The following is a 25,011-nucleotide window of genomic DNA, read 5'->3' as shown; positions in this document are numbered from 1 at the left end:
CGTTCCACCGACTGGACGCTCACCCGCGCTGCCGACGGGCCCGGTCGGGCCATGAGCAGGAAGTCGAGCGGCCTCCGCGTGGTCGGCGACCTCCGCGACATCCGCCCCGGCCGCCGCGCCGGTGGGAGCGGGAGACGTTCGTGGCGATGCCGAGCAGCCAGGGCCGCAGCGAACGCCGTCGGTTTCGATCGACGCCCGGCCGTCAGGCCTCCATGAAGGTCGCCGACATGACGCCCTCGGTCGCGGCGGCGGGCGTCGCCGTGGCGCACTGCCCTGGCGGTCAGCCGGAAGGCGTGGTTGTACACCGCGCGAGCGCACTCGTCATAGAGCTCGGCGAAGGCGTCCGGATCCCTGGCGCGTATCCGGGTTCGCACTTCTGTGGTCACCCACGCAACTGCCTGTGGTTATCGGCGAGTTCCAGTGACGCGCGTCATGTTCCCCCGTATGTTCTCGCTAATGTTGTGCACTTTCTTGACGGTAGTCACCAGGCAGCCTAATTTCATGGTGTCCTTCCTCCGCTCAAGGGAGAGCGCGATGCCCCCGGCCCCCACCGCGTCAGAACGCACCCGCCAACTCCGCCGAGTCGCCCTCTCCGGCATGCTCGGCACCGCCGTCGAGTTCTACGACTTCCTCGTCTACGGCACTGTCGCCGCACTCGTGTTCGGCGAACTGTTCTTCCCCGGCGCCGACCCCGCGGTGGGCACGATCGCCGCGTTCGGCACCTTCGCAGCCGGCTATGTGGCCCGGCCGATCGGCGGCATCGTCTTCGGCCACTTCGGCGACCGCCTCGGCCGCAAGAACATGCTGCTGCTCACGATGGGCCTGATGGGCGGTGCCAGCTTCCTCATCGGCGTGCTGCCCACGTACGACACCGCCGGTGTCTGGGCCCCGGTCCTGCTGATCACCCTGCGCGTGGTGCAGGGCATCGCCATCGGCGGTGAGTGGGGCGGCGCGACCCTGATGGTCGTGGAGCACGCGGGCGAGCGCCGCCGCGGCCTGTGGTCGAGCTTCACGCAGATGGGAGCCCCGCTCGGCTCCCTGATCTCCGCCTCCGTGGTCGCCCTGGTCTCCACCCTCCCCAAGGACCAGTTCGCGGCCTGGGGCTGGCGCGTGCCGTTCCTGCTGAGCGTCCTGCTGCTCGGCGTCGGCCTGTTCGTCCGCCTCAAGGTGGTCGAGAGTCCGCTGTTCGCCGAGGTGAAGAAGGACCGCGCCGAGTCGAGGCTCCCCATCCTCGACGTCCTGCGCCGCCCGAAGCCCGTGCTGCTGGCCTGCGGTGTCGGCATCGGCGCCTTCACCGCCCAGTCCCTGCTGACCAGTTATCTGATCGCGTACGCCACCGGCATCGGCTATCCCCGCCCGCAGGTGCTCACCGCGCTCACCGTCTCGGCCGCGGTCGCCCTGGTGGTCCTGCCCTGCGCGTCCGCGCTCTCCGACCGGATCGGCCGCCGCCCGGTCGTCCTCACCGGCGCGATCCTGTCCGCGGCCACCGCCTTCCCCGTCCTCGCGCTGGTCGACTCCAGGTCGTCGGGAGCCCTGATCCTGGGCGTCGTCATCGGCCACGGCATCTCCCAGTCGCTGATGTACGGCCCGCTGGGCGCCCTGTTCAGCGAGATGTTCGGCACCAAGGTCCGCTACACCGGCGCCTCCCTCGGCTACCAGGGCGCGACCCTCGTGGGCGCCGGCTTCTCCCCGTTGGTCGCCGGCAGCCTGGTCGCGAGCAGCGGCAACGGCACCCCCGTCGCCCTCCTACTGTGCGGCGGCTCGCTGATCACCGCGCTGACGGTGTGGTTCGTCCGCGAGACCAGCCGTACCTCACTCGGCGAAGACCCCGCCCCCGAACTCCCCACCACCCCCCACACAGAGGAGATCACCGCATGAGGCACCGCACCCGCATCGCCTGCACGGCGGCCCTGCTGCTCACCCTCACCACCGCACCCGCCGCCACGGCGGCCGACGCGGGCACCACCCATGTGGACGGCCAACTCCCCTCCGGGGCCACGTACATGATGGACGTCCCCACCACATGGAACGGCACCGTCCTCCTCTTCAGCCACGGCTACAACGCAGGCCCGGCCAACCCCGCCCAGGACGCCCCGGATGCCCCCACCAAGGCGCTTCTGCTCCAGCAGGGTTACGCCCTCATCGGCTCCTCGTACGCCAGCACCGGCTGGGCGGTGACGGACGCGGTTCCCGACCAGATGGCCACCCTGACTGCCTTCACCGACCGCTTCGGCCAGGCCTCCCGCACCATCGCGTGGGGACGGTCGTACGGCGGCCTGGTCACCACCGCGATAGCCGAGCGCCACCCGGAGGAGATCGACGGCTCCCTCTCCATGTGCGGTCTGGTCCATGGCGGCGTCGCCAACTGGAACAACACCCTCGACCCGGTGTTCGCCCTCAAGACGCTCCTGGGTTCCGACGTCCCCCTGGTGAACCTCCCGACCCAGCAGGCCGCCACCGACGCGGCGAACACCTCACCGCCAAGGTCGACTCCGCCCAGTCCACGGCCGAGGGCCGGGCCCGTATCGCCCTCGCCGCGGCCCTGCACAACATCCCGGTCTGGAACGCGCCCACCCAGACCCGCCCCGCCGCGAACGACTGGGAAGCCCAGCAGGCCAACCAGTACGACGCCGTCAAGGGCCTGCTGAAGATCGCCGCCTTCAACCGGCGCCAGGAGGCCGAGGTCCGGGCGGGCGGCAACATGTCCTGGAACACCGGCATCGACTACGCCCGGCTGCTCGGGAAGTCCTCCGTCCGCAAGGAGGTCACCGAGCTCTACAAGAAGGCCGGCCTCTCCTTGAACAAGGACCTCGCCGCCCTCAACCGCGCACCGCGCATCAAGGCGGACCCGAACGCCGTGGCCTGGATGAGCACCACCAGCAGCTTCACCGGCAAGCTGGCCAAGCCCCAGCTCTCCATCCACACCATCGGCGACCCCCTGGTCCCCGTCCAGACCGAGAGCGCCCTGCGCCGCGCGGTGACGGCCGCCGGCTCCGCCTCCCTCCTCCGCCAGGCCTACGTCGACAACGCCGGCCACTGCACCTTCAGCCCCGCCGAACAACTGGCCGCCCTCCACACCCTGGAGGACCGCCTGACCACCGGCAACTGGCACGGCACCGACCCGGCGTCCCTCAACGCCCGCGCCACAGCGGCCGACCCCACCACCCCCGCCCGTTACATCACGTACCGTCCCACCCCCTACCTCCGCCCCTACGACCTTGCCCACCCCGCCGACCGCCGGTGACCTCGTACGACCTCCTGCCGCACAGTCGGCGGGCGGTCGTACCCTTGCCCCCGTGGAGGACGAGGACATCCTGGACACCGCGGAGGGGCCGCAGCCGCGCCCGCAGTCGCTCATGCTCACCTTCTTCGGCAACCACGTCCTGGAGGAGGGGGACCTGGGCGTCTACTCGGGCAGCATCATCGACGTCCTGGGCCGCGTGGGCGTGGGCGAGCAGGCCGTACGCTCCACCCTCACCCGCATGGTCAACCGAGGCCTGCTCCAGCGTCAGCGCGAGGGCCGCAAGATGTTCTTCGGCCTGACCCCGCAGGCCGGCCGCGTCCTGATCGACGGCCGCACCCGCATCTGGAAGCAGGGCGCCGTCAACGACGACTGGGACGGCTCCTGGACCCTGCTCGGCTTCTCCCTGCCCGACTCCTGGAAACGCCAGCGCCACGACCTGCGCTCACGGCTCACCTGGTCCGGATTCGGCGCGCTGTACAGCGGCCTGTGGATCGCCCCCGGTCACGTGGACGTGTCCGGGGTGGTCACCGACCTCGGTCTCACGGCCCACGTCAAGATCTTCCACGCCCAGGCCGCCGAGGTGACCGACATCGAGCAGATGATCTGCGACACCTGGGACCTGGAGTCCATCGCCGCCCGCTATGTCACCTTCGACAAGCGCTGGAGCGCCCACCTGGGAAACGGCACCGACCACGACCCGATCGGCACCCGCCTCCGCCTGGTGAGCGACTGGCTCCGGACCATCCGCACGGACCCGAGACTCCCGGCCCGCCACCTTCCCCCGGCCTGGCCGGCCCGCCCCGCCCAAGAAACCTTCCACCGCGTCGCGCAACAGACCCAGCCGGCGCTGAACGCAGCCCGAGCGACTCTGGAGACGACACATCTCCGCAGCCAGGGTCCGTCTTTCGCAGGCTAGGTCATCGCACTGACAGCAGGGTCAAGCCGGGTGTGAATGAGCCGGTGGGCATGGGGAAGCCCCCGGCGGGGACAGGGGGGAGTGTCCCCGCCGGGGGCGGCTGTGGGCGCCGGGTGTCAGCTCCAGGCGTTGAAGCTGATGCCGGACGGCTTGGCCCTGTTCAGGGTGGTGCGGAAGTGGTCGTCCTTGTCCTGCAGGGGGAAGTTGGCCTTGTCCCAGCTGGAGCCCGCCAGCGCGTTCCAGGCCGTCCGGTTCTTGCTCCACAGGGTGTCGTAGGGGACCAGGGCCGGGCGGTCCCAGCTCCCGTTGCCCCACGCCTCCGCCCGCTCTCCCGCCTTGGCGAAGCGGAAGGCGTGTGTTCCGAAGGGGCCGGCCAGGGTGCTGTCGTCCTTGTGGTAGACGACCTTGAAGCGCTTGCCCTCCCGCTCCACGTCGTTGAACCGCTGGGTGGTGTAGTTGCCGTGGGCGGAGACGGACACGTAGCTGGGCCACTCGTCATTGCCGTGGTACCAGACCACAGCGGCCTCGAAGTCGTGCCGGTGCCCGAACCTGTCGCCGGGGCCGGCGACGCCCTGGTCCTTCTCGAAGTACAGGGTGTAGACGATGCCGCACCAGCCGGAGCCCTTGTCGCACTTGGACCGCGAGTAGGTGTTGGCCTGGCCGAGGTGGTTGCTCTTGCATCCGCCGCCGAGTGACCCGGTGTGGTCGAGGCCGCCGTTGAGTCTGCCGCTCGCGTCGACGGCGGCCGCGGGGTAGCAGCCGTCCTCGTCGTAGTCGAAGAACGGCTGGAACATCTCCTGCTTCACGGCGCCGTCGCCCATGTAGCTGAAGGGCTTCAGCAGGGCGGCGTTGGCGCTGTCGGTCACGCCGACGGTCAGCGCGGCGACGCTGCCCAGGACGAGGGCGGCCTTGCCCAGACGGGACGTCCTGTTGGTCTTGCCCTTGGTCTTGACTGCCTGCGACACGAGGGTCTCCTCCATGCTCGGTCTGCCGGGAATCCGGCGGTGCGAGATCGAGACTGGAGAGCGGAAAGTTGTTCGGCAGCCCTTCTGATCAGGGCAATCAAATTCCTCTCGGCGTTTTGGGGGGCTGTTCGCCCGGGCGTCATGACCGCCGCTGACTCGTTTCTGTGCCGTTCACCTCGCGTTTTACGGCCGCCGCGCGACAGCCGACCTCCGCGACCGACTCCTGGAACCGGAGAATTGATTGACTCGTCTCCTTTGTCAGGACAATCAAAGCCCATGATCAGTGGTGAGTTGTCCGGTGCTGCGCGTCCTGTTGCCTTTCGTTTGCCTGCACGTCGCCGAGGGCGTGCTCGGGCGAAAGGTTCCGCGACGTATGGTCACCGCTTGGACGTCGGTTTCGTCGGCTGTGTGGAGGTACGTGCGCAGGCACCCCCTCGTACCGGCGCATGGCCGAGGCGGCCGGGTTCTCCGCGACAACGCTGTCCCAGGCCGCGGCCGGCGAACGGCTGCCGTCCCTCGCCGTCGTCCAGGGCTACGTCAAGGCCTGCGGCGGCGACCCCGCGGAGTGGGAGCCCCGCTGGAAGGAGGCGGACGCGGAGGTCGCCGAGGCGGTGCGCCAGGAGTCGGCGGACACCGCACCGCCGTACCGGGGCCTGGCCCGCTTCGAGCCCGGCGACCGGCACCTCTTCTTCGGCCGGGACCGGATGGCCGAGGAACTGCACCGTCTGGTGTGCGACCACCGGTTCGCGGTGCTGTTCGGGGCGTCCGGCAGCGGCAAGTCCTCGCTGCTGCGGGTCGGGCTGATCCCCGCCCTGCGCGAGGAGATCGCCCGTGGGATCCGGCCGGCGGTGCTGCGGGTGCTCACCCCGGGAGCGCGGCCGGCCGAGACGTACGGACACCTGCTGACCCCCGCCGAGGACGAGCCGGAGAGCTGGGTCGTGGTCGACCAGTTCGAGGAGGCCTTCACCCTGTGCCGGGACCGCGAGGAACGGGCTCGCTTCATCGACCTGCTGCTCGCCGCCCGATACCCGGGCAGCCGACTGCGCGTCCTGATCACCGTACGGGCCGGCTTCTACGCCCGCTGCTCCGAGCACCGGGGCCTGGCCGACGCGGTCTCCGGCGCCGGGCTGCTGCTCGGGCCGATGACGGCGGACGAGCTGCGCGAGGCGGTGACCAAGCCGGCGCAGGCCGCCGGGCTGCTGGTGGAGAGGGAGCTGGCGGCGCGGATCGTCGGCGAGGTCGTCGACCAGCCCGGCGGACTGCCCATGCTCTCGCACGCGCTGTTGGAGACCTGGCGGCGACGCAAGGGCCGGGTGCTCACCCTGGCCGCGTACCAGGCGGCCGGCGGGGTACGCGGCGCGATCGCGGCGACGGCGGAGGAGGTGTACGAGCAGCTGACCGAGGACCAGGCGCGCACGGCCCGCCATCTGCTGCTGCGGCTGGTCGAGCCGGGCCAGGGCACCCCCGACACCCGGCGTCCGCTGACCCGCGCCGACCTGGCGGAGTGGACCGGTTCCGACGTGCCGGAGGTGGTCGAGCGGCTGGCGCGCGCCCGCCTGCTCACCGCCGACGAGGACGGCGTCCAGCTCGCCCACGAGGCCCTGATCACCTGCTGGCCTCGCCTGTCCGGCTGGCTGGACGAGGACCGCGAACGGCTGCGCCACCACCGGCGCCTGACCGAGGCCGCCCGCGCCTGGCTGGAGCACGATCGCGACCCGGGCGGGCTGTACCGGGGCAGCACGCTGGCGCGGGCCGAGGAGCTGTTCGGGGACGACGACGGCACGCTCACTGTGTCGGAGCGGGGGTTCCTCGTCGCCGCGCTGGAGGCCTCGGAGGCCGAGCAGCGGACCGCCGCGCGGACCGCCCGAAGATCCCGGGCACTGGTCACCGCCCTGTCCGCCGTCCTGGCGGTGGCGCTCGTGGTGAGCCTGGCCGCGTGGAGCCAGCACCGCGACAACGAGCGGCAGCGCACCGACACCGCTGCCCGCTGCATCGCCGCCGTCGCCGACTCGCTGCGCACCACCGACCCGCGCGCCGCGATGCTGCTGGGCGTCGCCGCCTGGCGCGTCTCCCCGCTCCCCGAGTCCTGCCGGGCCCTGCTCGGCGCCCTCGCCCAGCCCGAACAGGACATCTTCTCCGACCCCGACCCCGGCGAGACCCCTTTCCGCTACCTCACGGCCTCCGGCCGCACGCTGCTGAACATCGAGGACCGCACCTGGCGGACCTACGACGTGGCCACGCCCCGCCGCACCGGCTCGGGCCGGCTGCCGGCCGACGACCACGACGTGGTGGCGGTCTCTCCGGACGCCAAGGTCATGGCGGTGAGCGCAGCGGACGGCATCCGGCTGTGGGACACGGCCACAGGACGCTGGACCGGCGGTGGGCCGTGGCCGCCGCGCTCCGAAGTCGTCATCGGGGACCACGCCTATCTGGTGACCGGCCACGAAGGCGAACGCGCTCGCGTGCGCTCCGTCACCGACGGCAAGTCGATGTTCGAGAGCCCGGCGGCCGACCGCACGGACATGGCCCCCGACGCCCGCACGGTCGCCATCTGCCCCACGGGCGACCAGGGCACAAAGCCACCACAGGTGTGGGACACCGCCCACCACCGGCCGCTGCCCGGCGAGTGGACGCAGGACCAGAATGTCTGCGCCGACAACGACTCATCGCTGATCATGGGCGCCGGGCAGCGGATGGCCGCCGTCTCCGCGTCCGGCATCCGCGTCTGGGACACCGGCACCGGGCGGCTGCTGGCCGATCTCACGGCCCCGGGCGTCGAGTACACCTCCTTCAGCAAGGACGGCAAATTCCTGGCGGCGGCCGACCGTACGGAGATCAAGGTGTGGCGGCTGTCGTACCCCGACGCCCCGGTCTACCGGCATTCCCTCAACAACCAGTACGCGTACGGCGGCCTCGCCTGGGACCCCGAACACCCCGTCCTGCGCTACCTGGAGGCCGGTACGGTCCACTCGCTCGACGTGGCGACGGCGGTGACGCCGGCCTGGCACGACGACAGTGCCCTGTCCGACGTCCGCCTCGCCCCGGACGGCCGCGCCCTCGCCACCGCCGAAGTCACGGACAACGGCTACCGCTTCCAGCTGCGCGACACCCGCGACGGCCATGTCGTACGGACGCTGCCGTCGCCGCCGGTGCCCGCCGCTCAGCCGGGCACAGACCAGGTCGTACTCGGCGACACCCAGGCTCTGACGGCGTTCAGCCCGGACGGCGGGTTGCTCGCCTACGGCGTCTCGGCGACGGGCCGAGAGGCGGCCCCACAGCGGATCACAATCTGGGACCTGCGCCACAACAGGGTCCGGGACACCCTGGACCTGGCCACCGCCGACTCGGCCGGGGCGGTCATCGACCTCGCCCTGGGCTCCGGCGGCCGCACCCTGTACGCCGCGCGTACGCCCGCTGTCGGAGAATCGCGCGACGAGGTGTGGGACACGGAAAGCCACCGCCGCCGTTCCGTGGTGACCGGCCTGGGCAGCGACAACCTTGCCGTCCGCCCCGACGATGGACTGCTGGTCGGCGACAACCGCGTCGCCCGCCTCCCGAACGGATCGGTGACCGGAAAGGACCTCGTCCAGGGCGACCAGATCGGCGCCATCACCTTCAGCGCGGACGGCTCACGGCTGGCGGTGGGGCGACGGGACCGGACGGGTCGCGCTGTGGGACGGGGACGTGCGGCACAAGCGCGGGGTCCTGCGCAACGTCTTCCCGGCCCGGCTCGGCGACATCCCCGAGGGTGTCAGCGCGCTGACGTTGAGCCCCGACGGCCGCACACTTGCCGTGGGCGGCAGCTCGGGCACGCTCCAGCTGTGGGACGTCGCCACCCAGCAGCCGCTCGGCGACCCCCTGCCGACGCCGGGCGAGGAGATCGTCTCGGTGGCGTTCAGCGAGGACAGTGGCACGGTGTACGCGGCGGGGACCCATGTGCCGCTCCAGCGGTACGTCGTCGGCCCCGAGCGAGTGGCCGAGCGGGTGTGCGCCCGGGTGGGCGGGCAACAGCTGACGCGGGCGCAGTGGCGCACGTATGTGCCGGACGCGGCATACCGGAAGGTGTGCGGGGACTGACGCCCTGAGCCGTCCCTTGGCTGATTGCCTGATGAGACGGGCTGCCCATCAATTCTCCGGCCTGTCAGCCTCGTCCCAGCCGTGGCGCGCGCAACCTCCTCCGCGCGCGCCGCGGCGGGCTGCCCCGGTCAAGGCCGCGAAAGGCAGCGCCCGACACGACCGAACAACACAACCGGGAGATCCCTCCACATGAGGCGTCTGGTCGATCGCGTCTACGGGTGTGTGTCCGTGATCGCGATGACCTGGTCGAGGTGGTCCAGGGTGGCCTGCAGGTCGTCGATCTTGGCTTGGATGCGCTCGCGCTCGGCTCGCAGCATGGCCCGTTGCTGGGCGTCGGTGTGCCCGGCGTCCCAGCACGGCAGGAGTTCGCTGATCCTTCGGCTGGTGAGGCCGGCGGCGAACATCTGCTGGAAGAAGCGGACCAGGGCGATGGCGTCCTGCCGGTACAGGCGCTGGCCGGACGGGCTGCGCTCGGCGATGAGCAGCCCTTGCTGCTCGTAGTAGCGCACGGCGCGCACTGAGACGCCGGCACCTCGTGCCACCTCGCCGATGCGGATCAACCGTTCGGATGCGGCCGCTGTGACGGTCAAGGTGATTCCTCTCACCGCTGGCTGGGACGATCAGCACTTGCCTCTGACGCTAGCGTCAGGTTTTAGCGTACTGGCCATGGATATCAACAACTGCGTCGCCCTTGTCACCGGAGCCAACCGCGGCCTGGGCCGCGCCTTCGCCCAGCGGCTGCTCGAACGGGGCGCCCGCACGGTCTACGCGACGGCCCGCCGACCGGAGACCGTGGACCTGCCCGGGGTCGAGGTGCTGCCCCTCGACATCACCGATCCCGCATCCGTGAGGGCTGCCGCCGCGGCCGCCCCGGACGTCTCGCTCCTCATCAACAACGCGGGAATCAGTACAGGGACCGACCTGGTGACCGGTTCGCTGGACGCGGTGCGGCACGAGCTGGAGACCAACATGTTCGGTCACCTGGCAGTGATCCGGGAGTTCGCGCCGGCGCTCGCCAGGAACGGCGGGGGAGCGATCGTCAACGTCCTCTCCGCCATGTCGTGGTTCGGGGGCAGGGGCGCCAATGCCTACCACCTGACCAAGGCCGCCGCCTGGGCCATGACCAACGGCGTCCGCCTGGAGCTCGCCGAGCAGGGCACGCTTGTCACAGCGGTACACCTCGGCCTGGCCGACACCGACATGACGGCGGGCTGGTCCGTGGACAAGATGGCTCCGTCGGACCTGGCCGACGCGGCGCTCGACGGTGTCGAGGCGGGCTCCGCCGAGGTCCTCGCCGACCAGTGGAGTCGGGACGTCAAGTCCCGTCTGCCGCTGACGCCGGAAGAGTTCAACGCCGCAATGGACCGCGCCCTGGCGGCACTGATGGCTTCCTGAGAAGCCGAGGCGGACGGCCACCGTCCGGGCGCCCCACCGGGCGCCGGGCTTCGAGGAGGAGCCGCTCGTCGATGAGCTCACGTACAGGCCCGGCATCCTCCGTTGTCAACGCGGTGTCTGCACGGGTGAGTTCAAGGGGCTGGGCAGGGGCCGCCGGGGTGACCTGAGCCTCGGCGAGGGCTTCGGCCGGCTCGGCCGACGGCAGGATGCGGTCCTCCCACCAGGACAGGGCCATCACGATGGCGAGTAGGACGAAGGGGGTCGAGGCCGGAACGATCAGCGCGTACATGCGTATCGCCTGTCGGTGGATACGTGCGACACCGCGGACAGCGCATGGACGGTGCCCGCATGGGGCGCATCAGAGCTTCGCCGGGATCGCGTGACGCGGGGCGTGTGCGGGAACGGCCTTCCTTGTGACGCGGCAGGTTCCGGCACTGATGCGCAGGATGCGCCCTCGAAGGAGCGCGAGAGGTGATCGACGCTGCCGGGGGCTCGGGCCGTACCGCGCACGCTAGCCCTCGTCGCGCTCCCAGGACAGACGGCAAGTGGCCATCCGATTACGGCGGAAGTCGCTGACGTGGGCCGCTGTCCGCAACCTCTGGGGAGGACTACTCTCTTCGTACAGGCCCCGGCCCCCGGCAGTGATGATCTGTTCCGCTCTGGGGAGGCCCGCCGTGTTCGTTCTGCTTCTCATCCTCATCGTGGTCCTGTTCGGCCTCGGCTTCCTCAGCCCCGTGTGGTGGGTAGCCGCAGCCGTACTGGTCTTCAGTGCCACCCGGCACGGCCGCGATCGCGGGGGAGGCTGGATCCGCGGCGACGGTTCCGACCTCGGGGACTACCGGGACTACGAGCACCGTCGGGATCGTCAGGACCGCTGGGACCGCCGCTACAGCCGACGGAATCGGGCGCGTTGGCGCCGCGAGGACCGTCGGGACCAGGAGCGGAGTGGGTGAGCGATGAGGCGGTCCGACACCCAGAGGTTCCGGGGCGGCCTCAGCCACCCCGAACGCGTGGAGATCGTGGAGAGGTAGATGTCATGCATCGCACAACCTTGCTCCCGGAGAACTGGTGGGATGAGGCGGCCGAGGACTGGGCGGAGAAAGTGGCCGACCAGGATGCCGTGGCGCTGCGCGCCGAGATCGATCAGCTGCGGCGGGCACTGGCAGGCCGTATGGTTATCGATCAGGCGTGCGGCATGGTGATGATCCTGGCCCCCTCCCGCCGTGGGCCGGCCAGGAACCTGCTGGTGGACATCTCGCGGCAGTGCAACGCCAGCCTTCCGGACGTGTCTGCGGCCATGATCGCCGCCTGGGAAGGTGAGCCTCTCTCGCAGCTGATGCAGCGGGCGCTGCGGCATGCGCTGCGCCGGCTTTACGCGGAGGATCGAGGGTGCGACTCGGCACCGGCGGCTGAGCCGTCCGGAAGGGGCAGGCCGTGATTGACGCTGGCGACGTCCGGGAATGGCGCGACCGCGATGTCGTCGACTCCGAGTCGCACAAGATCGGTGTCTTGGCCGGCCTACCGGCCCGATGTGGCCGGCGAACGGCAACTGGCGCGCCACTGACCGCTCATGGACGCGAGGACTGTTTGTGAGGGCTGTGTTGTGAGGTACGCACCGTGCACCAGCCGAACACGCCGTGAAAGCAGCCTCGGCTGACGGCTGTGCCCGCGCCGGGCGATGCGGCTTTGCTGGCCGAGGTCGTCGAACTACCCGCCAGAAACGGGCAGTTGTAGCTGTCGCTGGAAAGCCGTGCGGTGGTCGACCAGGCGCGCGCCATGGTGATGGTCCTGGCGCCGTGTTCCTGTGAGCAAGCCTGGGGCCTGCTCGTGGACGTGTCGCAGCACTGCAATGTCAAACTCCGCGATGTGGCTGAGGCCTGGGTCGCCACTGCGCTGTCGGTGATATCGCAGCCCCGGAAGACTTCTTCGGCGGCGAAAGGTCGCTCTTACCTCAACTTCAGCGTGGACGCAACCTCTGGCGGTGGCCTGTCGGGCAGAACGGCTCTACCGTGATGAGAGGAAGCAGATCCCAGGAGCACATCATGATCATCCTTGGACTCGTCATTCTCGTCGCCGCGGTGGTCATCGGGGTTGCCGGCGTTCTTTCCAACAGTGGCAGCGCCCACGAGTTCACCGGCGGATTCTCCGTCTTCGGAGTCGACGTCACCGGCTCCACCGGCACCCTTTTCCTCTACGGCATCGTCGTCGGGGCGGCGGCTCTGCTCGGGCTGAGCCTGCTCCTGACCGGTACCCGTCGCACCGCTCGCCGCGGCCGCAGGGCACGTCGTGAGCTCAAACAGAATCGGCTCGAGACAGCCGCAGCCGAACAGGAACGGGACGTTCTGATCGACGAACGCGACTCCGCCCGCGCTCAGCCGGCGCAGACGGAGAGGGCCGACGAAGACCCTGCCGGACCGGCCGAACACCCCCGCCACAAGCACCACTGGTTCCACCACCGGGCCGCTCACTGACCATCCAGGCCGGCCGCCTGGCGAGCCACTGCCTCGGTGACAGAGTCAGGACCCCAGGCCGGGGAAGGGTTCGGAGTCGTCGATGAAGGCGCGGGCAAGGTCAGAGAGGCGGCGGTTGTGGGCGCGGGCGTAACCACGCAGCGCGGTGAACGCCCGTTCCATGTCGATGCCCTGGCGTTCGGCGAGTTTGCCCTTGGCCTGTTCGATCAGTACGCGGCTGTTCAGTGCGGTCTGCAGCTGCTCGTTGAGGACGTTGCTGCGCTGGGCGGTGCGTTGTTGCAGGAGGCTGATGGTGGCGACGTCGGCCAGGGCCTGGGCGACGAGTGTGCCCGCCGGGTCGAAGGGCCCGGGGGCGGCACGGAAGAGGTTCAGGGCGCCGACGACCTCGTCCCGCAGGCGCATGGGCAGCGCCTGGACCGCCCCGAAGCCGCCCCGGTGGGCCGCTGTGACGAAGCGCGGCCAGCGGTCGACCTCCCGGGTCAGGTCGGGGACGATCACGGGGGTGCCGGTGCGGAAGCACTCCAGGCAGGGGCCCTGGTCGTTCTGGAGCTGGAAGAGTTCCAGCAGGCGTACCTGTTCGTCGGAGGCGGCCATCACGCGCAGTTCGCCGTCGCGGTCCGCGAGCAGCACACCGGCGGCACTCGCGCCGAGCAGTCCTACGCAGCGGTCGGTGAGCAGGCGCAGGAAGTCGATCAGATCGAAGTCGGCGACCAGGTTGTCCGCCAGCTCGACGAAGGTCTTGGCCAGGAGCTGCTGATTCATCGTGTCACCCTCGATGGAGACTATGCCCGCCGGGGAGGGGCGGGAAGTACGGCGCGTTCGTCGGATGGCACCAGTGCATCAGGGCTCCTCGTCGACCGGTCCGGGCTCCGTGTCCGAGGAGAAGCGGAGCCGGTGGGCCACCACGTCGGCGGCCACGTCGGCGAGTCGGCGTCCCTGCATGAAGGCGTGGGCGCGCAGCCGGACGAAGGCTTCGTCGATGCCGACGCCGAGCTGGACGGTGAGGATGCCGGTCGCCTGGTCGATCTCCGCCCGGTACGCGCCCAGGTCCTCGAACCCGCGATCTGCCGATGCCCCGCCAATCGGCGCGCCCGTCTCCTCGATCCGCGCGTCGAGCAGCAGTAGCGTCGCGAGATCGGCGAAGGCGAGTGCGTCGGCCAGTTCCTCGGCGTCCAGCACGGTCGGCACGTCGGCGTACAGGTCCAGGACTCCCGGGCTGATCGCCCCCATCTGCAGGGGGAGCGCGAAGACGGCGCGTGCCCCGGCTTCCAGGGCCGCGTCCGCGAACACGGTCCAGCGGTCCTGCAGCGCACTGGTCAGCAGATCGGGCGTCAGGACGGCCGAGCCGTGGGTGAAGGCGTCCACGCAGGGCCCCTCGCCCAGCGTGAGCTGCAGCTCCTCCAGTCGTTCGCTGATGTCGTCGGTGCTGCACAGCGGATGACTCGCCGTGGTCCGGGACATCGCCGACAGTCCGGCCCCGCCGACCGGGAGCGCGGCCACGGCCGCGGTGCACACGTCCATCACGCCGACCCGGCCACCGCGTCGTACCGCCTGCGCGGCGACCAGCGTCTGAATCCGCGCCGAGCGGCTGTCGGACCTCATCCGGGCCACCGCGTCCAGGCATCGTGCGCGAGGCCTGCCGGTCGCGTCGCGGTTCGCTCCCCGACCGGAAGGACCAGCACTCGGAGCAGTGTGGCGCTGACGGGACTCCAGATCTCTCCCACGTCCAGCCATTCCCTGGAACGGAGCGCGGCGAGGGCCGGGTGATCGAACCGGTCCACCAGGGTGGCGCCGAGCGCCGCATGCTGGTCGTTCAGCAGGCGTTCCTGCAACCGGCGGGCCACGTGCTTGTCCCGCGGGTGCGGGCGAACCAGGATGTCGGTGATCGCGAAGACTCCGTGCGGCTTGGTGAGTCGAACGATGCCCCGTGGCAGCGCCCCGTCGAACCCGGGCCACCAGACGCCGTCACTGCGCACCGGGAACCCGAACGCGCATCCCACCAGGCCGTCCCTCTCCGCGATCACCATGGCGAACCCCGGCCGCCGGATCTCGGCGGTGAGACGGTTCAGGAAGTCCAGGCGGCCGGGAGGGCGGTACGCCTCACGTGGAGACGTCTCGCGGGAGTCCACGTACAGATCCGCGAGCTCCCCGCTCACAACCTGTGCCCGCCAGCGGTTCACCCGACGTAGCAGGATCGCGTCCATGGTGGCCGACTCGCTGCCACGGGGCTCTTGTTGCCGCCCCCGCTCCGATCGGGCCGTCACCGCGCATCACCTGAGAGGACGGAGGCCAGGGGAACGGGCCGGTACGGCGGGGCTTGGGCGGTCGGGACCGGGACATCCCCGAGACGAGGTGCCAGATTCCCGAGCGGCGGGCCAAGGAGCAGGAACCCGCAGTCGGTGAGGTCGAGTATCCGGCCCAGTATCGGTGGCGGGTGGTGCAGTCGCAGGGTTCCGCCGGCCTCGGCGGTCTTCTGCGCGGCGTCCAGGAAGACGTTGAGGCCACTGCAGTCGCAGAAGGTGACGGGGGTCAGGTCGACATCGACAGTGCGGATGCCGTCGTGCAGGCACCGCGCCAGTGAAGTGCGCACCAGCAGGGCCGATTCCAGGTCGATTTCACCGGCCAGGGTGATCAGCGCCCGGTTTTGTCGATCACGGCGGTAGACGGTGAGCTGTGGGAAGGGCATGACGCCTCGGTTCACAAGACCATTGGGCAGCGCACGCGGTGACGCCGGCATTGCCGGCCTTCCTGGCGCGCTCCTGGCAGCGGCGTACGTTCGGTGGAGGCGAAGCATCGGCCGGGCCTGCAGCCTGTGCGAACAGGACAGCGGACCTACCCAGTTCCCTCCAGGGATGCGCCGGGTGACGGACAAAAGATCCGCTCCCCACAGCCATCGGTATCGAGCAACGACAAGCCGCCGGGGTCTGGGACGTCCGTACAGCAGCATAGTCCCCAACCTCATGCGGCAGACGGCCCGAAGCCGCCAGTCCCAGGATGCGGGCGGCGCCAAAGGTCCTGAGGAGGTGGCTTCGTGTGACGGAGCCGAACGGCTCAACTCTGCAGAAGCCCGATCCCGGTGAGCCGAGCATTGCCGTGGGCACGATGCTCCGGGCCTCAGGGACCGCCGGGGACCCGGGGCCGGGCGACCATCGCGGACGGGGTGGTGGAGAAGGTCGCCAGGATCGCCGCACGGAAGGTCCCCGGAATCCACGCACTGGGCGGCGGGTTCACTCGGACCATGGGCGCGGTGCGCGACCGGGTCCCGGGCGAGGCCAGCGCAGGGTGCGGTGTCAAGGCCAAGGCCGGTGAGAAGCAGATCGCGATCGGCCTCCAAGTCGTCGTCGAATACGGGGTGAGCATCGCTGGTCACCGGCATCGCCGCAGACCAGCGAGGATCGCGTGCTTCGTCGCGCGGCGGGCAGGGGCAAGGGCTCCGCCTCATCGATCCTTCGCGGTATCGGGACAGTCACTGACCGAGGCGGCGATCGCCCTGATCCGGGCGCAACTCGGCTCCGCTGATGGGCAATCCGGCTCGCTCCCTGTTCGGATCGCCGGCACGGACGGAGCGCATCACGTCCTCAGCGCCGACGCCCGCTTCTTCGGGTGGACGAGCCGGACCCCACGCCGGCCGAGTGCACAGCGAGGAAAGCAAGCCCGGTAAGCAGGAGGTTCGTCGGGCTGAAGATCACCTCGGTCGACGTCTCGGTGATGCGGATAGAGTGCGGCGGCCACGAATGCGAGCATCCACCCTTGTCGGTGGACGCCCCGCCCCACATGTGAACCGGGTAGCTGCGCTGCTGCTCGCCGGGTTCCCCGGACGTCGCCCAGACCCTGGCCGACGTTGCCACCATCAGCCTCCTGCAACAACGCACCGCCCAGCGCAGCAACGTCCTCAACGAGCAGCTGCAGACCGCACTGAACAGCCGCGTACTGATCGAACAGGCCAAGGGCAAACTCGCCGAACGCCAGGGCATCGACATGGAACGGGCGTTCACCGCGCTGCGTGGTTACGCCCGCGCCCACAACCGCCGCCTCTCTGACCTTGCCCGCGCCTTCATCGACGACTCCGAACCCTTCCCCGGCCTGGGGTCCTGACCCGGCCCCCGCATCGGGGTTCGCGGTCCGTACGGCCGCCGCCGCACCGCGGCGGCGGCCGTACGGGGCGCGAGGATGGGAGGCCCCCCTCCACCGTGTCCCCGCGCTGACCTCCGCGGCGGCGGGACTGGTGGGAACACCCCGTCTGGAAAATGCCGGGAGGACGGAGGCTGGAGCCGCGCACTGCACCGATGCGGCTCCGGCCGGGCCTCGATATTCCGACTCGGGGGCAGGGAGCCTGGAGGGGAAGAACTGCCGGTACCTGACACGGTTGCGGTGCCGTCTTCCCAGCGTGGAGCCTAGAGCAGATACCGGCGAAGCGGAACAGGGCCGTTCGCAGCGCCACCCATGCGCCCGGACGCGCGTCTGAAGCCCCGCGGACGGCCTCCCGGACAGCCCGTTTTTCAACAGGCTTCCGCCGCGGCACGACCTCGGCTGCCCACGAAGGGCGTACGGGGCAGACGGCGTGAGCGGCGACACCCGGTCGGCACACTCGTCGTCCAGCTACCCGCGCCCCAGTTGCCCCGTGCCCCCAACGGGCCCCGGCGCGGTGCTGATCCGGGGCTATGCTGCTGTACAGACGTCCCGGACCCAGGCGCCGCGCCATCCGTCGGTCACGATGGCACTCCCGTACATCTCCTGGTCTTTTGAACCGAGGCGCCCCATGAGCAGCCCGCGGCATCCGCACGACCCCGAAGGCTCAGAGCGTCCCTTCCTGGACTCGGTGCGGCTGCGCCGGCTGAACCGCTGGCAGGCCGAGGGGATGCGGGAGAACCTGGCGGATCTGTACGTGGAGTCGTCCGCCACCCCGCCCGGCGAGGAGTTCCGCGGCCGGCAGGAGTTCCTGCACCGGCTGGAGCGCGACGTGCAACTGCCGGGGTTCGACATGCTGGTCGCCGAGGCGGAGGGCTTGACCGGCTGCGTCTCAGGAATCCCCGTGCCGCGCGACGGCTCCTGGTGGGAGGGGTTCGACGGGCCGATGCCGCAGAACCTGGAGCAACTGACCGCGTCCGGGCATGTCTTCGCGATCCTCGAAACCGTCGTCCATCCGCACCAGCACGCCCACGGGCTCGCCCGCCGGCTCCAGGAGCGTCTGCTCGCCGATCATCACTCCTCGCTCGGCGTGACCTTGGTGTATCAGGCCGCCCGTACTACCTGTGCCGCCCTCAAGGACCGGGGGTGGCAGGAGGCGGGGCGGATCCACCGCCTGCCCGGCCCAACGGCCCTGCGGGTACTGGTTCTTCCTCTCGGAGAGCGCACGGAGAATCATCCGGACGGCCTCGCTCACAACGACCGGACCCAACGGCCCGAATAGCCGTCCGCACCGGCCGGACACGACGCGTACCGAGGCGTGGAGGAGCGGTGGAGCTGTCTCCGGAGCAGGAGACGCGGCGGATCGCCGCGGTGCGTCGTTACGCCATCCTGGACACCGCGGTTGCTGAGCGGCTGGTAGCAGTCCTGCACCACACGCCCGCACGACTGCGGGCGTCAGCAGGCCGGCGTAGTGACCGTCAGATGGTCTGTCAGCTCTTGAAGGGTGTCGGGTAACGCGGTCTCGGCCGTGTTCGCGCCTATGGCGCGCTCCTCACTGTCACAGACGGCCGACCGCGACAGTCGATCGGTGGCCGGGTGTTCGGCGGCGGCCTGTGCACTCCTCACACTCGCATGGATCGCGTCCGTGGAACGGTCCGCCGGATCTGTTCGTCCACGGGCCGTTTCGGACCGGTCGACGCGTACGGCGGGCTGGAGGAGTAGCCTGGTGTTACCGAGGGTATTTCGTGCACCGGCCGCCATGCTTGTGTCGTTTTCGGCGATTGATCACGTCGGGCCGGTCCGACCGACCCGGAGCAGGGTTCGCATTATGACTGCGACCGTTTCGTACGCGTCGGCCCTCGAAGGCCGGCCCCCTTCTCCGTTTATCCGCATGCCGTCGGCTCTCACCGGTTCGGCTCCGGTTTTGCCGGACGGCGCCTCATCGACTGCCGTGTTCGACCCGCAGAGGACTCCCGTCTCGGCAGCCTGGTTGATGGCTGCCGCCAGCGCCCCACTGCGCATGTCGCCCACGGGCCGATTGATGGACGAGGCTGCGCGCCTGCGCACCGTGTCCGGTATCAACCGGGCCGTGGACGCCGTCTGGGACGCCGAAGGAGGCCGTGAGGCCCCCGGTCCGATCTCACGTCCACGGATCCCGGCAGTCACCGCTCCGATACTCGGCATCCCGGCAGTCACCCTGCCGGCACCGCATCCGGCACAGGGGATGTGAGGGCGCCATGGAGACCTTCGTGACCGCGGTGATGCTCCTGGCGATGGTCGCCGTGGGTGTGCTCCTGATCCATCGGCTCAACACCCAGCACGACGAGCGCATCGCCGTTTTCCCTTACGGCCGCTCCCGGTCGACTGTCCGGGGGCCGGCGCCGTCGGCCCCGCAGAAGCCTCGCGGTCGTGCCGGGAGCGGCGCCGGCCATCGCCGCGACGGGGGACGTGGAAGGCTCCGGCCGCATCGCCGGACCCGGACGGCGGGGAAGTGAGTAGCCATGCTCCCCGCCACGCACCCCGTCAGGCTTCTGGCGGACACCAGCAGTGAGCCGGTGCTTCCCGGCACCGCGGTCCTGCGGATGGAGACGACAGCCAGGCGCACAGGGACCTTCGACGGAGCGTGGTGGCCGCGGACCCGCGACCTCACGAGCGAGCTGTCGGGTCTCCTCACCGCGCTAACGGCTCGTCTGGGTCCCCTCGCCCGCGTGGGCCTCGACGCGGGCGACTGGGACGGGTCCCCAGGTCATCTGTTCGTCGACGGGCACATGGTGCGCATCGACTGGTCCGCCGTGGGCGACAACACCATGATCGTCACTCGTGGCGACCAGGATCACTTCCTGTTCCTTGTGATCCCGTCGGGGACCGGTATCGGCCCCGCGCACGCTGCGATGGTCATGGCCGTACAGGACGACAACGCCGCCTCGGCCGAGCGGATCCTGGCCGCCACCGGCATCGCCCGGGCCGATCGGAGCGACGTGCCGCAGAGTTCGCCCGGCTGAGCCGGGCCGATACAGCAGAGCCTCAACAGCAGCCCGGGAACCCGGCCGCGCCACGGACAACAGACCCGGTACCCCGTGCCGGCAACCTGACGTGCACGGTCGATGCGGTGGCCTGCTTCCCGGGCATCGGCCCGGTCAAGACCCTGGTGAACGTGCGGGACTACCGCGGTGCCCTCCCTCAGATCCGCCCAGACCTCGCTTCGTGCCGTCATCGGCAGGGCGGATCTGGGCACGCTCCTGTCCGACTGCGACCACATCAACGCGGAGCTCAAGAAGGTGATGGCCGCCGCACCGGGGAGCCGTGGGGACTGCGCGTGAAGCGGGTCGAGATCAAGGACATCGCCCTTTCGGAGTCGGTGATGCGCTCCATGTCCAAGCAGGCCGAGGCCGAACGTGAGCGCTGGGTCCGGGGCGTCGCCGCCGACGGGAGAGTCCCAGGCGTCCCAGCGGCTGACCTCGCCGCGGCCACCATGGCTGGCACTCCGGGCGCGCTCCCACTGCGCCTGCTGCGGAGACGCGGACTCCGACGCCGACACATCACATGCCCATGGCTGATCCCCGCCCGCTTGTGCGACAGCCCGAGAGCCAGTCCGCAACGTCGTGGGTTCAGGAGACCGTGCTGGATGCGGTGTTGGCGTCGAACAGGTAGAGGACGATGCACAGGATCAGTGCCGCGATGTTCGCCCCGGTCGCTGGGACGGGGTGCCAGGGCCATCACCATGCCGCGTGCATGGTCGATCACCGCCCGGCCGGCCCGGGCCCGTCCCAACTACTCGTTCCTGGCGCGTAGTTCGGGAGCCTCCGTCGGTAAGGTCTCGCCTCTGCTGCAGGCACAGCTCTCAGCAGTCGCCGTTCTTCACCGGGCGCGGCCACCTGGTGCACGGTGCCTACCACACCGGGCAGTCTTGGTCAGCGGCGCGCCAGTTGCCGTTCGCCGGCCGTACCGGGCTCGTACGGCAGTCCGTAGTGCTTGAAGATCGCTTCCTCCTGCTCGGCGGGCAGGACGTCGTCGGTGCCGATCGAAGGGGCCTGCTTCACCAGCTTCCTGACATAGCCGACTTTGAGATAGTCGGGCCCGGCGATCGCGTCATCGAGGGGGACGAAGACCAGCCGGTGCCGGGTCGGCAGTCCGGTTCGTACCGTGGCCATGGCCGGCTCGTCGGTGGTGGTGTCCACATACACGGCCTCCAGGACACCGATCTTGTGCGACTCGGTGTCGACGACGTCGCGATTACGCCATTCCCGGACATCGGCTGCGTGAATCACGGCCTCTTCCTCCTGGACGACCCGCTCGACGGCCGTGAGTCGCACCCCTGGGTATCCGCGTTAAAGCGCCGCACCGTACGACGCATCGCCTTCTGCAGGTGTTCTGGGAGCGCCTTGCCCTCCCAGGCGGCGACCAGTGCCGCGGCCACCTCCGGAAGGCGGGCGTCGCATTGCCGGGAGACATCCACCAGCAGCTTCCTGGCCGCTCCGCGGTGGCAGGGGGTGAGGATCATCATCATGCCGCGGGCCTGGTCGATGACCGCGCGGCTGGCCAGCGCCCGCCGCAGCTGATTGTTCTCGGCGCGCAGTGCGACGACATCCTGCTGTGCGGGTGCGTTGCCCCATGTGGCCTCGGCCCGTAGTTCCCACCGCTCCTGTTGGATCACGGTCGTGCGTTGCATGGCATGCACCTCTTGGCGATTAGGCCGTATCCGGCCTGGCGTGAGTCGTCCCCGAAGCCGTGGCTGCCGGTCCACTTCAAGGGTCACCCGTGGTGTTCGTGGTCCCGGCGATCCTCGCGCCGCCGACGCGCACGGTTTTGGCGGCTGTAACGCCGGTCCCAGCGTTCCCTGCGATCCCGGCGCTCCCGGTACTCCCGGTAGTCCCCGAGCTCGGCACCGCCGTTACGGGTCCGTCCTCCGCCGCGATCGCGGGCGTGGCGGGTGACGCCGTAGACCAGCACGGCCCCGGCCACCCACCAGATGGGATTGAGGAAGCCGAAGCCGAACAGGACCGCGATGACGATGAGCAGCAGGAGGAACACAGGGGCCTTCCCGGGAGCGGAACACAGCTTCGATACCGGGGACTGGGGCCTCACCCCACAGCGTAGTCCTGCCCGAAGGTTACGGATACCGTGCGACGTCAGCGCGTCCGGTCTGGTCCGGGGCGTCGGTGATCCACTCGCCGACCGCCAGCAGCGATGTCGCCCCAGCCAGCACCGCGCACGCGGTGAGTGCGAGCACGACCGTCAAGTGGTGGCGCACCCCGCGTGGATCACGCGGGTCCGGCACCTCGGCCAGCCGCTCCAGCAGGCCCGGGGCCTCCTCGGGTCCGGCCTGCGGATTCTCGCGCAGTTGGTCAAGGGCAGGCGGGATCGGCGATGATGCGTTGACAGGCACGGTCTTCCACTCGGATCACGGGGCGTAGAGAACTTCCCAATGACGTTGTCAAGCCGCTGCCGTGACTGGTGGTGTGGCTTGGTAGCACGCTCCGTCGCGAATCATGGCCCACAGGACGTTGGCCCGGCGACGGGCGAGCGCCAGCAGCGCCTGCTTGTGCCCCTTGCCCTCGGCCCGCTTGCGCTCGTAAAACTGCTTCGAGGCCGGACAGTTCCGCAGGCTGGCGAAGGCCGAGAGGTAGAAGGCGCGGAGCAGGCCGCGGTGGTAGCGGCGTGGACGGTGGAGGTTGCCGCTGACGCGTCCGGAGTCGCGGGGGACGGGTGCGAGGCCGGCGTAGCCGGCCAGGCGGTCGGCCGTGCCGAAGGTATCCATGTCGCCACCGGTCGCAGCGAGGAACTCCGCGCTCAGCATGGTGCCCATGCCGGGCAGGCTCTGGATCACCTCGGCGTGCGGGTGCTCGAGAAACCGGGCCTCGATCAGGGCTTCGAGCTCGGCGATCTCCTCATCGAGGGCCATCACCCCCTTCGCCAGACGGGCCACCATGATGGCCGCGAGTTTCTGGCCGGGCAGTGCGGTGAACTGGGCCTCGGCGGCCTCCACGACGGTCCGGGCCAGGGCCGCGCTGTTGCGGACCTTGCGGTTCTTCAGCCACGTCGCGATCCGGGAAGCACCAGCGCGACGGATCGCGGCCGGGGTCTGGTAACCGGTCAACAACAGGACCGGCCCCTTCTTCGTCAAGTCCAATGCGCGTTCCAACGCAGGGAAGATTTCCAGGAGTTGGGCGCGCAGCCGGTTAATCTGCCGGGTCCGGTCGCAGACCAAATCGGTGCGGCGGGTAACCAGAGTGCGCAGGTCGACCGATATTTCGTCGCCGGGCCGCAGGACACCGAGGTCGGTGCGCATGCGCGCCTGGTCGGCGATGACGAAGGCGTCCTTCGCGTCGGTCTTGGCCTGGCCTCGGTAGCCGGCCGAGGCGCGGTGGATGGCTAGGCCGGTGATGTAGGTGATGCGCTGGTCGTGGCTGACCAGCAGACCGAGCAGGAGCGCGGCCCCGCCGTGGTTGATGTCCACCGCCCACAGCACATCCCGCGACAGCTCCAGTACGTCAGCGATGAGCTGGAGCAGTTCAGCCTCGTCGTTCGGAATCCGACGCGACAGCAGTCGCTTGCCCTGGGCGTCGATCACCACGCAGTGGTGATGTTCCTTGCCGATGTCCACTCCGGCCCAGATCTCGGGCACAGCCACCTCCGTCAGCTCGTCGTACACCAACCCAGCAGACGACCTCGCCGACGTTGTCCTACAAAGCGATCGCGTCGCGTCTCCCAATTAGCGGTCGAGTCGTCGCGGGGTTCCGGGCGGCCAAGTTCTCTGAGCCATCCAGCGGCGACTCCATGACAGCCATACCCGGAACCCCTGGGCCCCGCCGATCTTACGAATGACCAGCTCAGACCCACATCAAGAAAGGTAGGACTCCATGATCTTGGAAGCCGTGCCTGCCATTACGAGAGGGCCGATGAGCTGGCAGAGCGCCACGAACCTGGCGTCACGCGACTACGCCGAAGCACTGAGGTCCAAGCCCTTACGACGAAGGCTTCGGCGCAGTTGCGGATCACGAACCAGACATCGTGCAATTACGCAGAACCCTTGCTACAAGCCGGTGCACATTCACCGGCACAGCCCTGCGAGTAATTTCAGTGACGGATCTTCGTGCGGTCCTCTTCGATGAAGCTTGTCGTGCGGGTCTCCGTCCTGATTTGATTTGACTCGCCCGAACCGACCGGCGCCAGATTCACCGTAATGTTGCAGGTCTGGGCTTGCGTAGCGGTTGTGGTGGCTGCCCCGCCCGTAGCGGCCGCATCACCAGTTGTCGCGTCACCGCCAGTGGTAGTGACGGATTGGCTGCACAGAGCATCCGCTGGTACTGGTACTTCGGCGACGGGGGCGGGCCTGCTGGTTTCTTCGACCCTGCTGAAATACTTCTTGCGGTGATACTTCGTGACATAGAGCGAATCGTCGGAGTGGCTGTCGTGGGACTCTCCGGCGTGCGCGGGACGGGAGTCGTGATTGCGCCCGGGGGGGAGATCCTCGGCATGGGCGCTGCCCACGGCGGAGACGCTCAGCGCGCCGATTACTGCACCGAGTAGGGTGGTCTTCATGCCAAGCCGCATGTGGGCCTCCGTGTAGTAGCTGCCAGGGTTTGTCCAGGGACATCTATCTAACGCGGCAGTGGCCATTTCGTTCTCATATATTCACCCGTTTGCTTCACGCACTTGCGGGGCGACTTGGAAAAGAGAATCTCGCCCACGTGTCCGGGTGCGTACACACCCCTGGCTGCCTGTGATTGTGGTTCCCCCGAGATGCGGAATTGCTGGGTGAGAACCCACGGCTTCAGCGTTCTCGTGTGGGCCCGGTCCTGGCGGCTTATCAGC

25 protein-coding genes and 3 pseudogenes are annotated in these 25,011 nt (G+C 69.6%); 15 read left to right on the top strand and 13 right to left on the bottom strand.

The genetic code is table 11. From position 1 onward, the window contains the following. Window positions 1–275: 275 nt before the first annotated feature. Window positions 276–386, bottom strand: a pseudogene (locus QF037_RS50870) (RNA polymerase subunit sigma); the annotation flags it as partial. 148 nt (window positions 387–534) lie between these two features. Here QF037_RS50870 and QF037_RS03115 point away from each other — a divergent pair. The 3 genes and pseudogenes from QF037_RS03115 to QF037_RS03105 all read left to right on the top strand — a co-directional run bounded on the left by QF037_RS03115 (window position 535) and on the right by QF037_RS03105 (window position 4,160). Further along, window positions 535–1,878, top strand: coding sequence for an MFS transporter (locus QF037_RS03115; protein WP_307036954.1), 1,344 nt, complete (start codon window positions 535–537; stop codon window positions 1,876–1,878). After that, window positions 1,875–3,244: pseudogene (locus tag QF037_RS03110) on the top strand (alpha/beta hydrolase family protein). Before QF037_RS03115 ends, QF037_RS03110 begins: the two are co-directional and overlap by 4 nt. A 52-nt stretch (window positions 3,245–3,296) precedes the next feature. Beyond that, window positions 3,297–4,160 (top strand): PaaX family transcriptional regulator, encoded by an 864-nt coding sequence (locus QF037_RS03105; RefSeq protein WP_307021544.1) that lies wholly within the window; start codon window positions 3,297–3,299, stop codon window positions 4,158–4,160. A 116-nt stretch (window positions 4,161–4,276) separates the two neighbouring features. Here the strand turns inward: QF037_RS03105 and QF037_RS03100 are convergent, their stop codons facing one another. Next, window positions 4,277–5,125: an NPP1 family protein gene (locus QF037_RS03100; protein ID WP_307021542.1), complete on the bottom strand. Its 849-nt coding sequence runs from the start codon at window positions 5,123–5,125 to the stop codon at window positions 4,277–4,279. A gap of 446 nt (window positions 5,126–5,571) precedes the next feature. On the opposite strand from QF037_RS03100, the pseudogene QF037_RS50865 reads away from it, so the two are divergent. Continuing rightward, window positions 5,572–6,783, top strand: a pseudogene (locus tag QF037_RS50865) (nSTAND1 domain-containing NTPase); the annotation flags it as partial. Between the two features lie 2,026 nt (window positions 6,784–8,809). After that, window positions 8,810–9,202 carry a WD40 repeat domain-containing protein gene (locus tag QF037_RS50860; RefSeq protein ID WP_373463937.1) on the top strand — a complete coding sequence of 131 codons (393 nt, stop codon included), beginning with the start codon at window positions 8,810–8,812 and terminating at the stop codon, window positions 9,200–9,202. Between the two features lie 212 nt (window positions 9,203–9,414). On the opposite strand, the gene QF037_RS03090 is transcribed toward QF037_RS50860, so the two are convergent. Beyond that, window positions 9,415–9,792 (bottom strand): MerR family transcriptional regulator, encoded by a 378-nt coding sequence (locus QF037_RS03090; protein WP_307021538.1) that lies wholly within the window; start codon window positions 9,790–9,792, stop codon window positions 9,415–9,417. Window positions 9,793–9,868: 76 nt separating this feature from the next. Here QF037_RS03090 and QF037_RS03085 point away from each other — a divergent pair, with 76 nt between their 5' ends. From QF037_RS03085 to QF037_RS03065, 5 genes are all read left to right on the top strand, one after another. Beyond that, window positions 9,869–10,597, top strand: coding sequence for an SDR family oxidoreductase (locus QF037_RS03085; RefSeq protein ID WP_307021536.1), 729 nt, complete (start codon window positions 9,869–9,871; stop codon window positions 10,595–10,597). Between the two features lie 674 nt (window positions 10,598–11,271). Continuing rightward, window positions 11,272–11,550: a hypothetical protein gene (locus QF037_RS03080; RefSeq protein ID WP_307021534.1), complete on the top strand. Its 279-nt coding sequence runs from the start codon at window positions 11,272–11,274 to the stop codon at window positions 11,548–11,550. Between the two features lie 83 nt (window positions 11,551–11,633). After that, on the top strand, window positions 11,634–12,035 hold the full coding sequence (locus QF037_RS03075; protein ID WP_307021532.1) for an ANTAR domain-containing protein: 402 nt from the start codon (window positions 11,634–11,636) through the stop codon (window positions 12,033–12,035). Window positions 12,036–12,331: 296 nt separating this feature from the next. Then, window positions 12,332–12,610, top strand: a complete 279-nt coding sequence (locus QF037_RS03070; RefSeq protein WP_307036953.1) for an ANTAR domain-containing protein — start codon at window positions 12,332–12,334, stop codon at window positions 12,608–12,610. A 29-nt stretch (window positions 12,611–12,639) separates the two neighbouring features. After that, a complete protein-coding gene (locus QF037_RS03065) occupies window positions 12,640–13,068 on the top strand; it encodes a hypothetical protein (RefSeq protein WP_307021530.1) in 429 nt (142 codons plus the stop codon). A gap of 45 nt (window positions 13,069–13,113) precedes the next feature. Here QF037_RS03065 and QF037_RS03060 read toward each other — a convergent pair whose 3' ends face one another. The 4 genes from QF037_RS03060 to QF037_RS03045 form a co-directional block, all read right to left on the bottom strand. Beyond that, complete coding sequence (locus tag QF037_RS03060; protein WP_307021528.1) at window positions 13,114–13,830, bottom strand: GAF and ANTAR domain-containing protein; 717 nt, start codon at window positions 13,828–13,830, stop codon at window positions 13,114–13,116. 78 nt (window positions 13,831–13,908) lie between these two features. Continuing rightward, on the bottom strand, window positions 13,909–14,670 hold the full coding sequence (locus tag QF037_RS03055; protein WP_307021526.1) for an ANTAR domain-containing protein: 762 nt from the start codon (window positions 14,668–14,670) through the stop codon (window positions 13,909–13,911). After that, window positions 14,667–15,332: a hypothetical protein gene (locus QF037_RS03050; RefSeq protein ID WP_307021524.1), complete on the bottom strand. Its 666-nt coding sequence runs from the start codon at window positions 15,330–15,332 to the stop codon at window positions 14,667–14,669. Before QF037_RS03050 ends, QF037_RS03055 begins: the two co-directional genes overlap by 4 nt. Beyond that, window positions 15,329–15,754 (bottom strand): STAS domain-containing protein, encoded by a 426-nt coding sequence (locus QF037_RS03045; protein WP_307021522.1) that lies wholly within the window; start codon window positions 15,752–15,754, stop codon window positions 15,329–15,331. Before QF037_RS03045 ends, QF037_RS03050 begins: the two co-directional genes overlap by 4 nt. Before the next feature lie 390 nt (window positions 15,755–16,144). Between QF037_RS03045 and QF037_RS50855 the strand changes: the two genes are divergently transcribed. The 5 genes from QF037_RS50855 (at window position 16,145) to QF037_RS03020 (ending at window position 20,516) form a co-directional block, all read left to right on the top strand. After that, window positions 16,145–16,729, top strand: a complete 585-nt coding sequence (locus tag QF037_RS50855) for an Asp23/Gls24 family envelope stress response protein (protein ID WP_373463654.1) — start codon at window positions 16,145–16,147, stop codon at window positions 16,727–16,729. 128 nt (window positions 16,730–16,857) lie between these two features. Continuing rightward, window positions 16,858–17,163: an ANTAR domain-containing protein gene (locus QF037_RS03035; RefSeq protein ID WP_373463936.1), complete on the top strand. Its 306-nt coding sequence runs from the start codon at window positions 16,858–16,860 to the stop codon at window positions 17,161–17,163. A 664-nt stretch (window positions 17,164–17,827) separates the two neighbouring features. Further along, entirely contained in the window at window positions 17,828–18,478 is a 651-nt protein-coding gene (locus QF037_RS03030; protein WP_307021520.1) for a hypothetical protein, read from the top strand. 1,219 nt (window positions 18,479–19,697) lie between these two features. Continuing rightward, entirely contained in the window at window positions 19,698–20,198 is a 501-nt protein-coding gene (locus QF037_RS03025) for a DUF5994 family protein (RefSeq protein ID WP_307021518.1), read from the top strand. A 168-nt stretch (window positions 20,199–20,366) separates the two neighbouring features. Beyond that, entirely contained in the window at window positions 20,367–20,516 is a 150-nt protein-coding gene (locus QF037_RS03020) for a hypothetical protein (protein ID WP_307021516.1), read from the top strand. A 591-nt stretch (window positions 20,517–21,107) separates the two neighbouring features. Here QF037_RS03020 and QF037_RS03015 read toward each other — a convergent pair. From QF037_RS03015 to QF037_RS02990, 6 genes are all read right to left on the bottom strand, one after another. Further along, window positions 21,108–21,464: a PRC-barrel domain-containing protein gene (locus QF037_RS03015; protein WP_307021514.1), complete on the bottom strand. Its 357-nt coding sequence runs from the start codon at window positions 21,462–21,464 to the stop codon at window positions 21,108–21,110. After that, complete coding sequence (locus QF037_RS03010) at window positions 21,461–21,865, bottom strand: ANTAR domain-containing protein (RefSeq protein ID WP_307021513.1); 405 nt, start codon at window positions 21,863–21,865, stop codon at window positions 21,461–21,463. Before QF037_RS03010 ends, QF037_RS03015 begins: the two co-directional genes overlap by 4 nt. Window positions 21,866–21,948: 83 nt before the next feature. Next, entirely contained in the window at window positions 21,949–22,227 is a 279-nt protein-coding gene (locus QF037_RS03005) for a hypothetical protein (protein WP_307021512.1), read from the bottom strand. 79 nt (window positions 22,228–22,306) lie between these two features. Then, the gene (locus tag QF037_RS03000; protein WP_307021510.1) at window positions 22,307–22,582 is read right to left on the bottom strand and encodes a transposase family protein; all 276 of its coding nucleotides are present in this window, start codon (window positions 22,580–22,582) and stop codon (window positions 22,307–22,309) included. Window positions 22,583–22,630: 48 nt separating this feature from the next. After that, window positions 22,631–23,827, bottom strand: coding sequence for an IS110 family transposase (locus tag QF037_RS02995; RefSeq protein WP_307036927.1), 1,197 nt, complete (start codon window positions 23,825–23,827; stop codon window positions 22,631–22,633). Window positions 23,828–24,273: 446 nt separating this feature from the next. Continuing rightward, the gene (locus tag QF037_RS02990; protein ID WP_307021508.1) at window positions 24,274–24,750 is read right to left on the bottom strand and encodes a hypothetical protein; all 477 of its coding nucleotides are present in this window, start codon (window positions 24,748–24,750) and stop codon (window positions 24,274–24,276) included. Window positions 24,751–25,011 lie beyond the last annotated feature (261 nt).

The organism is Streptomyces canus, assembly GCF_030815415.1.
GTDB classification, from domain to species: Bacteria; Actinomycetota; Actinomycetes; order Streptomycetales; family Streptomycetaceae; genus Streptomyces; species Streptomyces canus_F.
This window is presented reverse-complemented; position numbering and strand designations above follow the sequence as displayed.

Bases quoted from the DNA above. Each gene is read 5' to 3' on its own strand.
- QF037_RS03065 (WP_307021530.1), top strand. From the start codon at position 12,640: ATGATCATCCTTGGACTCGTCATTCTCGTCGCCGCGGTGGTCATCGGG.
- QF037_RS03085 (WP_307021536.1), top strand. From the start codon at position 9,869: ATGGATATCAACAACTGCGTCGCCCTTGTCACCGGAGCCAACCGCGGC.
- QF037_RS02990 (WP_307021508.1), bottom strand. From the start codon at position 24,750: ATGCGGCTTGGCATGAAGACCACCCTACTCGGTGCAGTAATCGGCGCG.
- QF037_RS03115 (WP_307036954.1), top strand. From the start codon at position 535: ATGCCCCCGGCCCCCACCGCGTCAGAACGCACCCGCCAACTCCGCCGA.
- QF037_RS03025 (WP_307021518.1), top strand. From the start codon at position 19,698: ATGCTCCCCGCCACGCACCCCGTCAGGCTTCTGGCGGACACCAGCAGT.
- QF037_RS03055 (WP_307021526.1), bottom strand. From the start codon at position 14,670: ATGAGGTCCGACAGCCGCTCGGCGCGGATTCAGACGCTGGTCGCCGCG.
- QF037_RS03075 (WP_307021532.1), top strand. From the start codon at position 11,634: ATGCATCGCACAACCTTGCTCCCGGAGAACTGGTGGGATGAGGCGGCC.
- QF037_RS03030 (WP_307021520.1), top strand. From the start codon at position 17,828: ATGAGCAGCCCGCGGCATCCGCACGACCCCGAAGGCTCAGAGCGTCCC.
- QF037_RS03045 (WP_307021522.1), bottom strand. From the start codon at position 15,754: ATGCCCTTCCCACAGCTCACCGTCTACCGCCGTGATCGACAAAACCGG.
- QF037_RS03010 (WP_307021513.1), bottom strand. From the start codon at position 21,865: ATGCAACGCACGACCGTGATCCAACAGGAGCGGTGGGAACTACGGGCC.
- QF037_RS03060 (WP_307021528.1), bottom strand. From the start codon at position 13,830: ATGAATCAGCAGCTCCTGGCCAAGACCTTCGTCGAGCTGGCGGACAAC.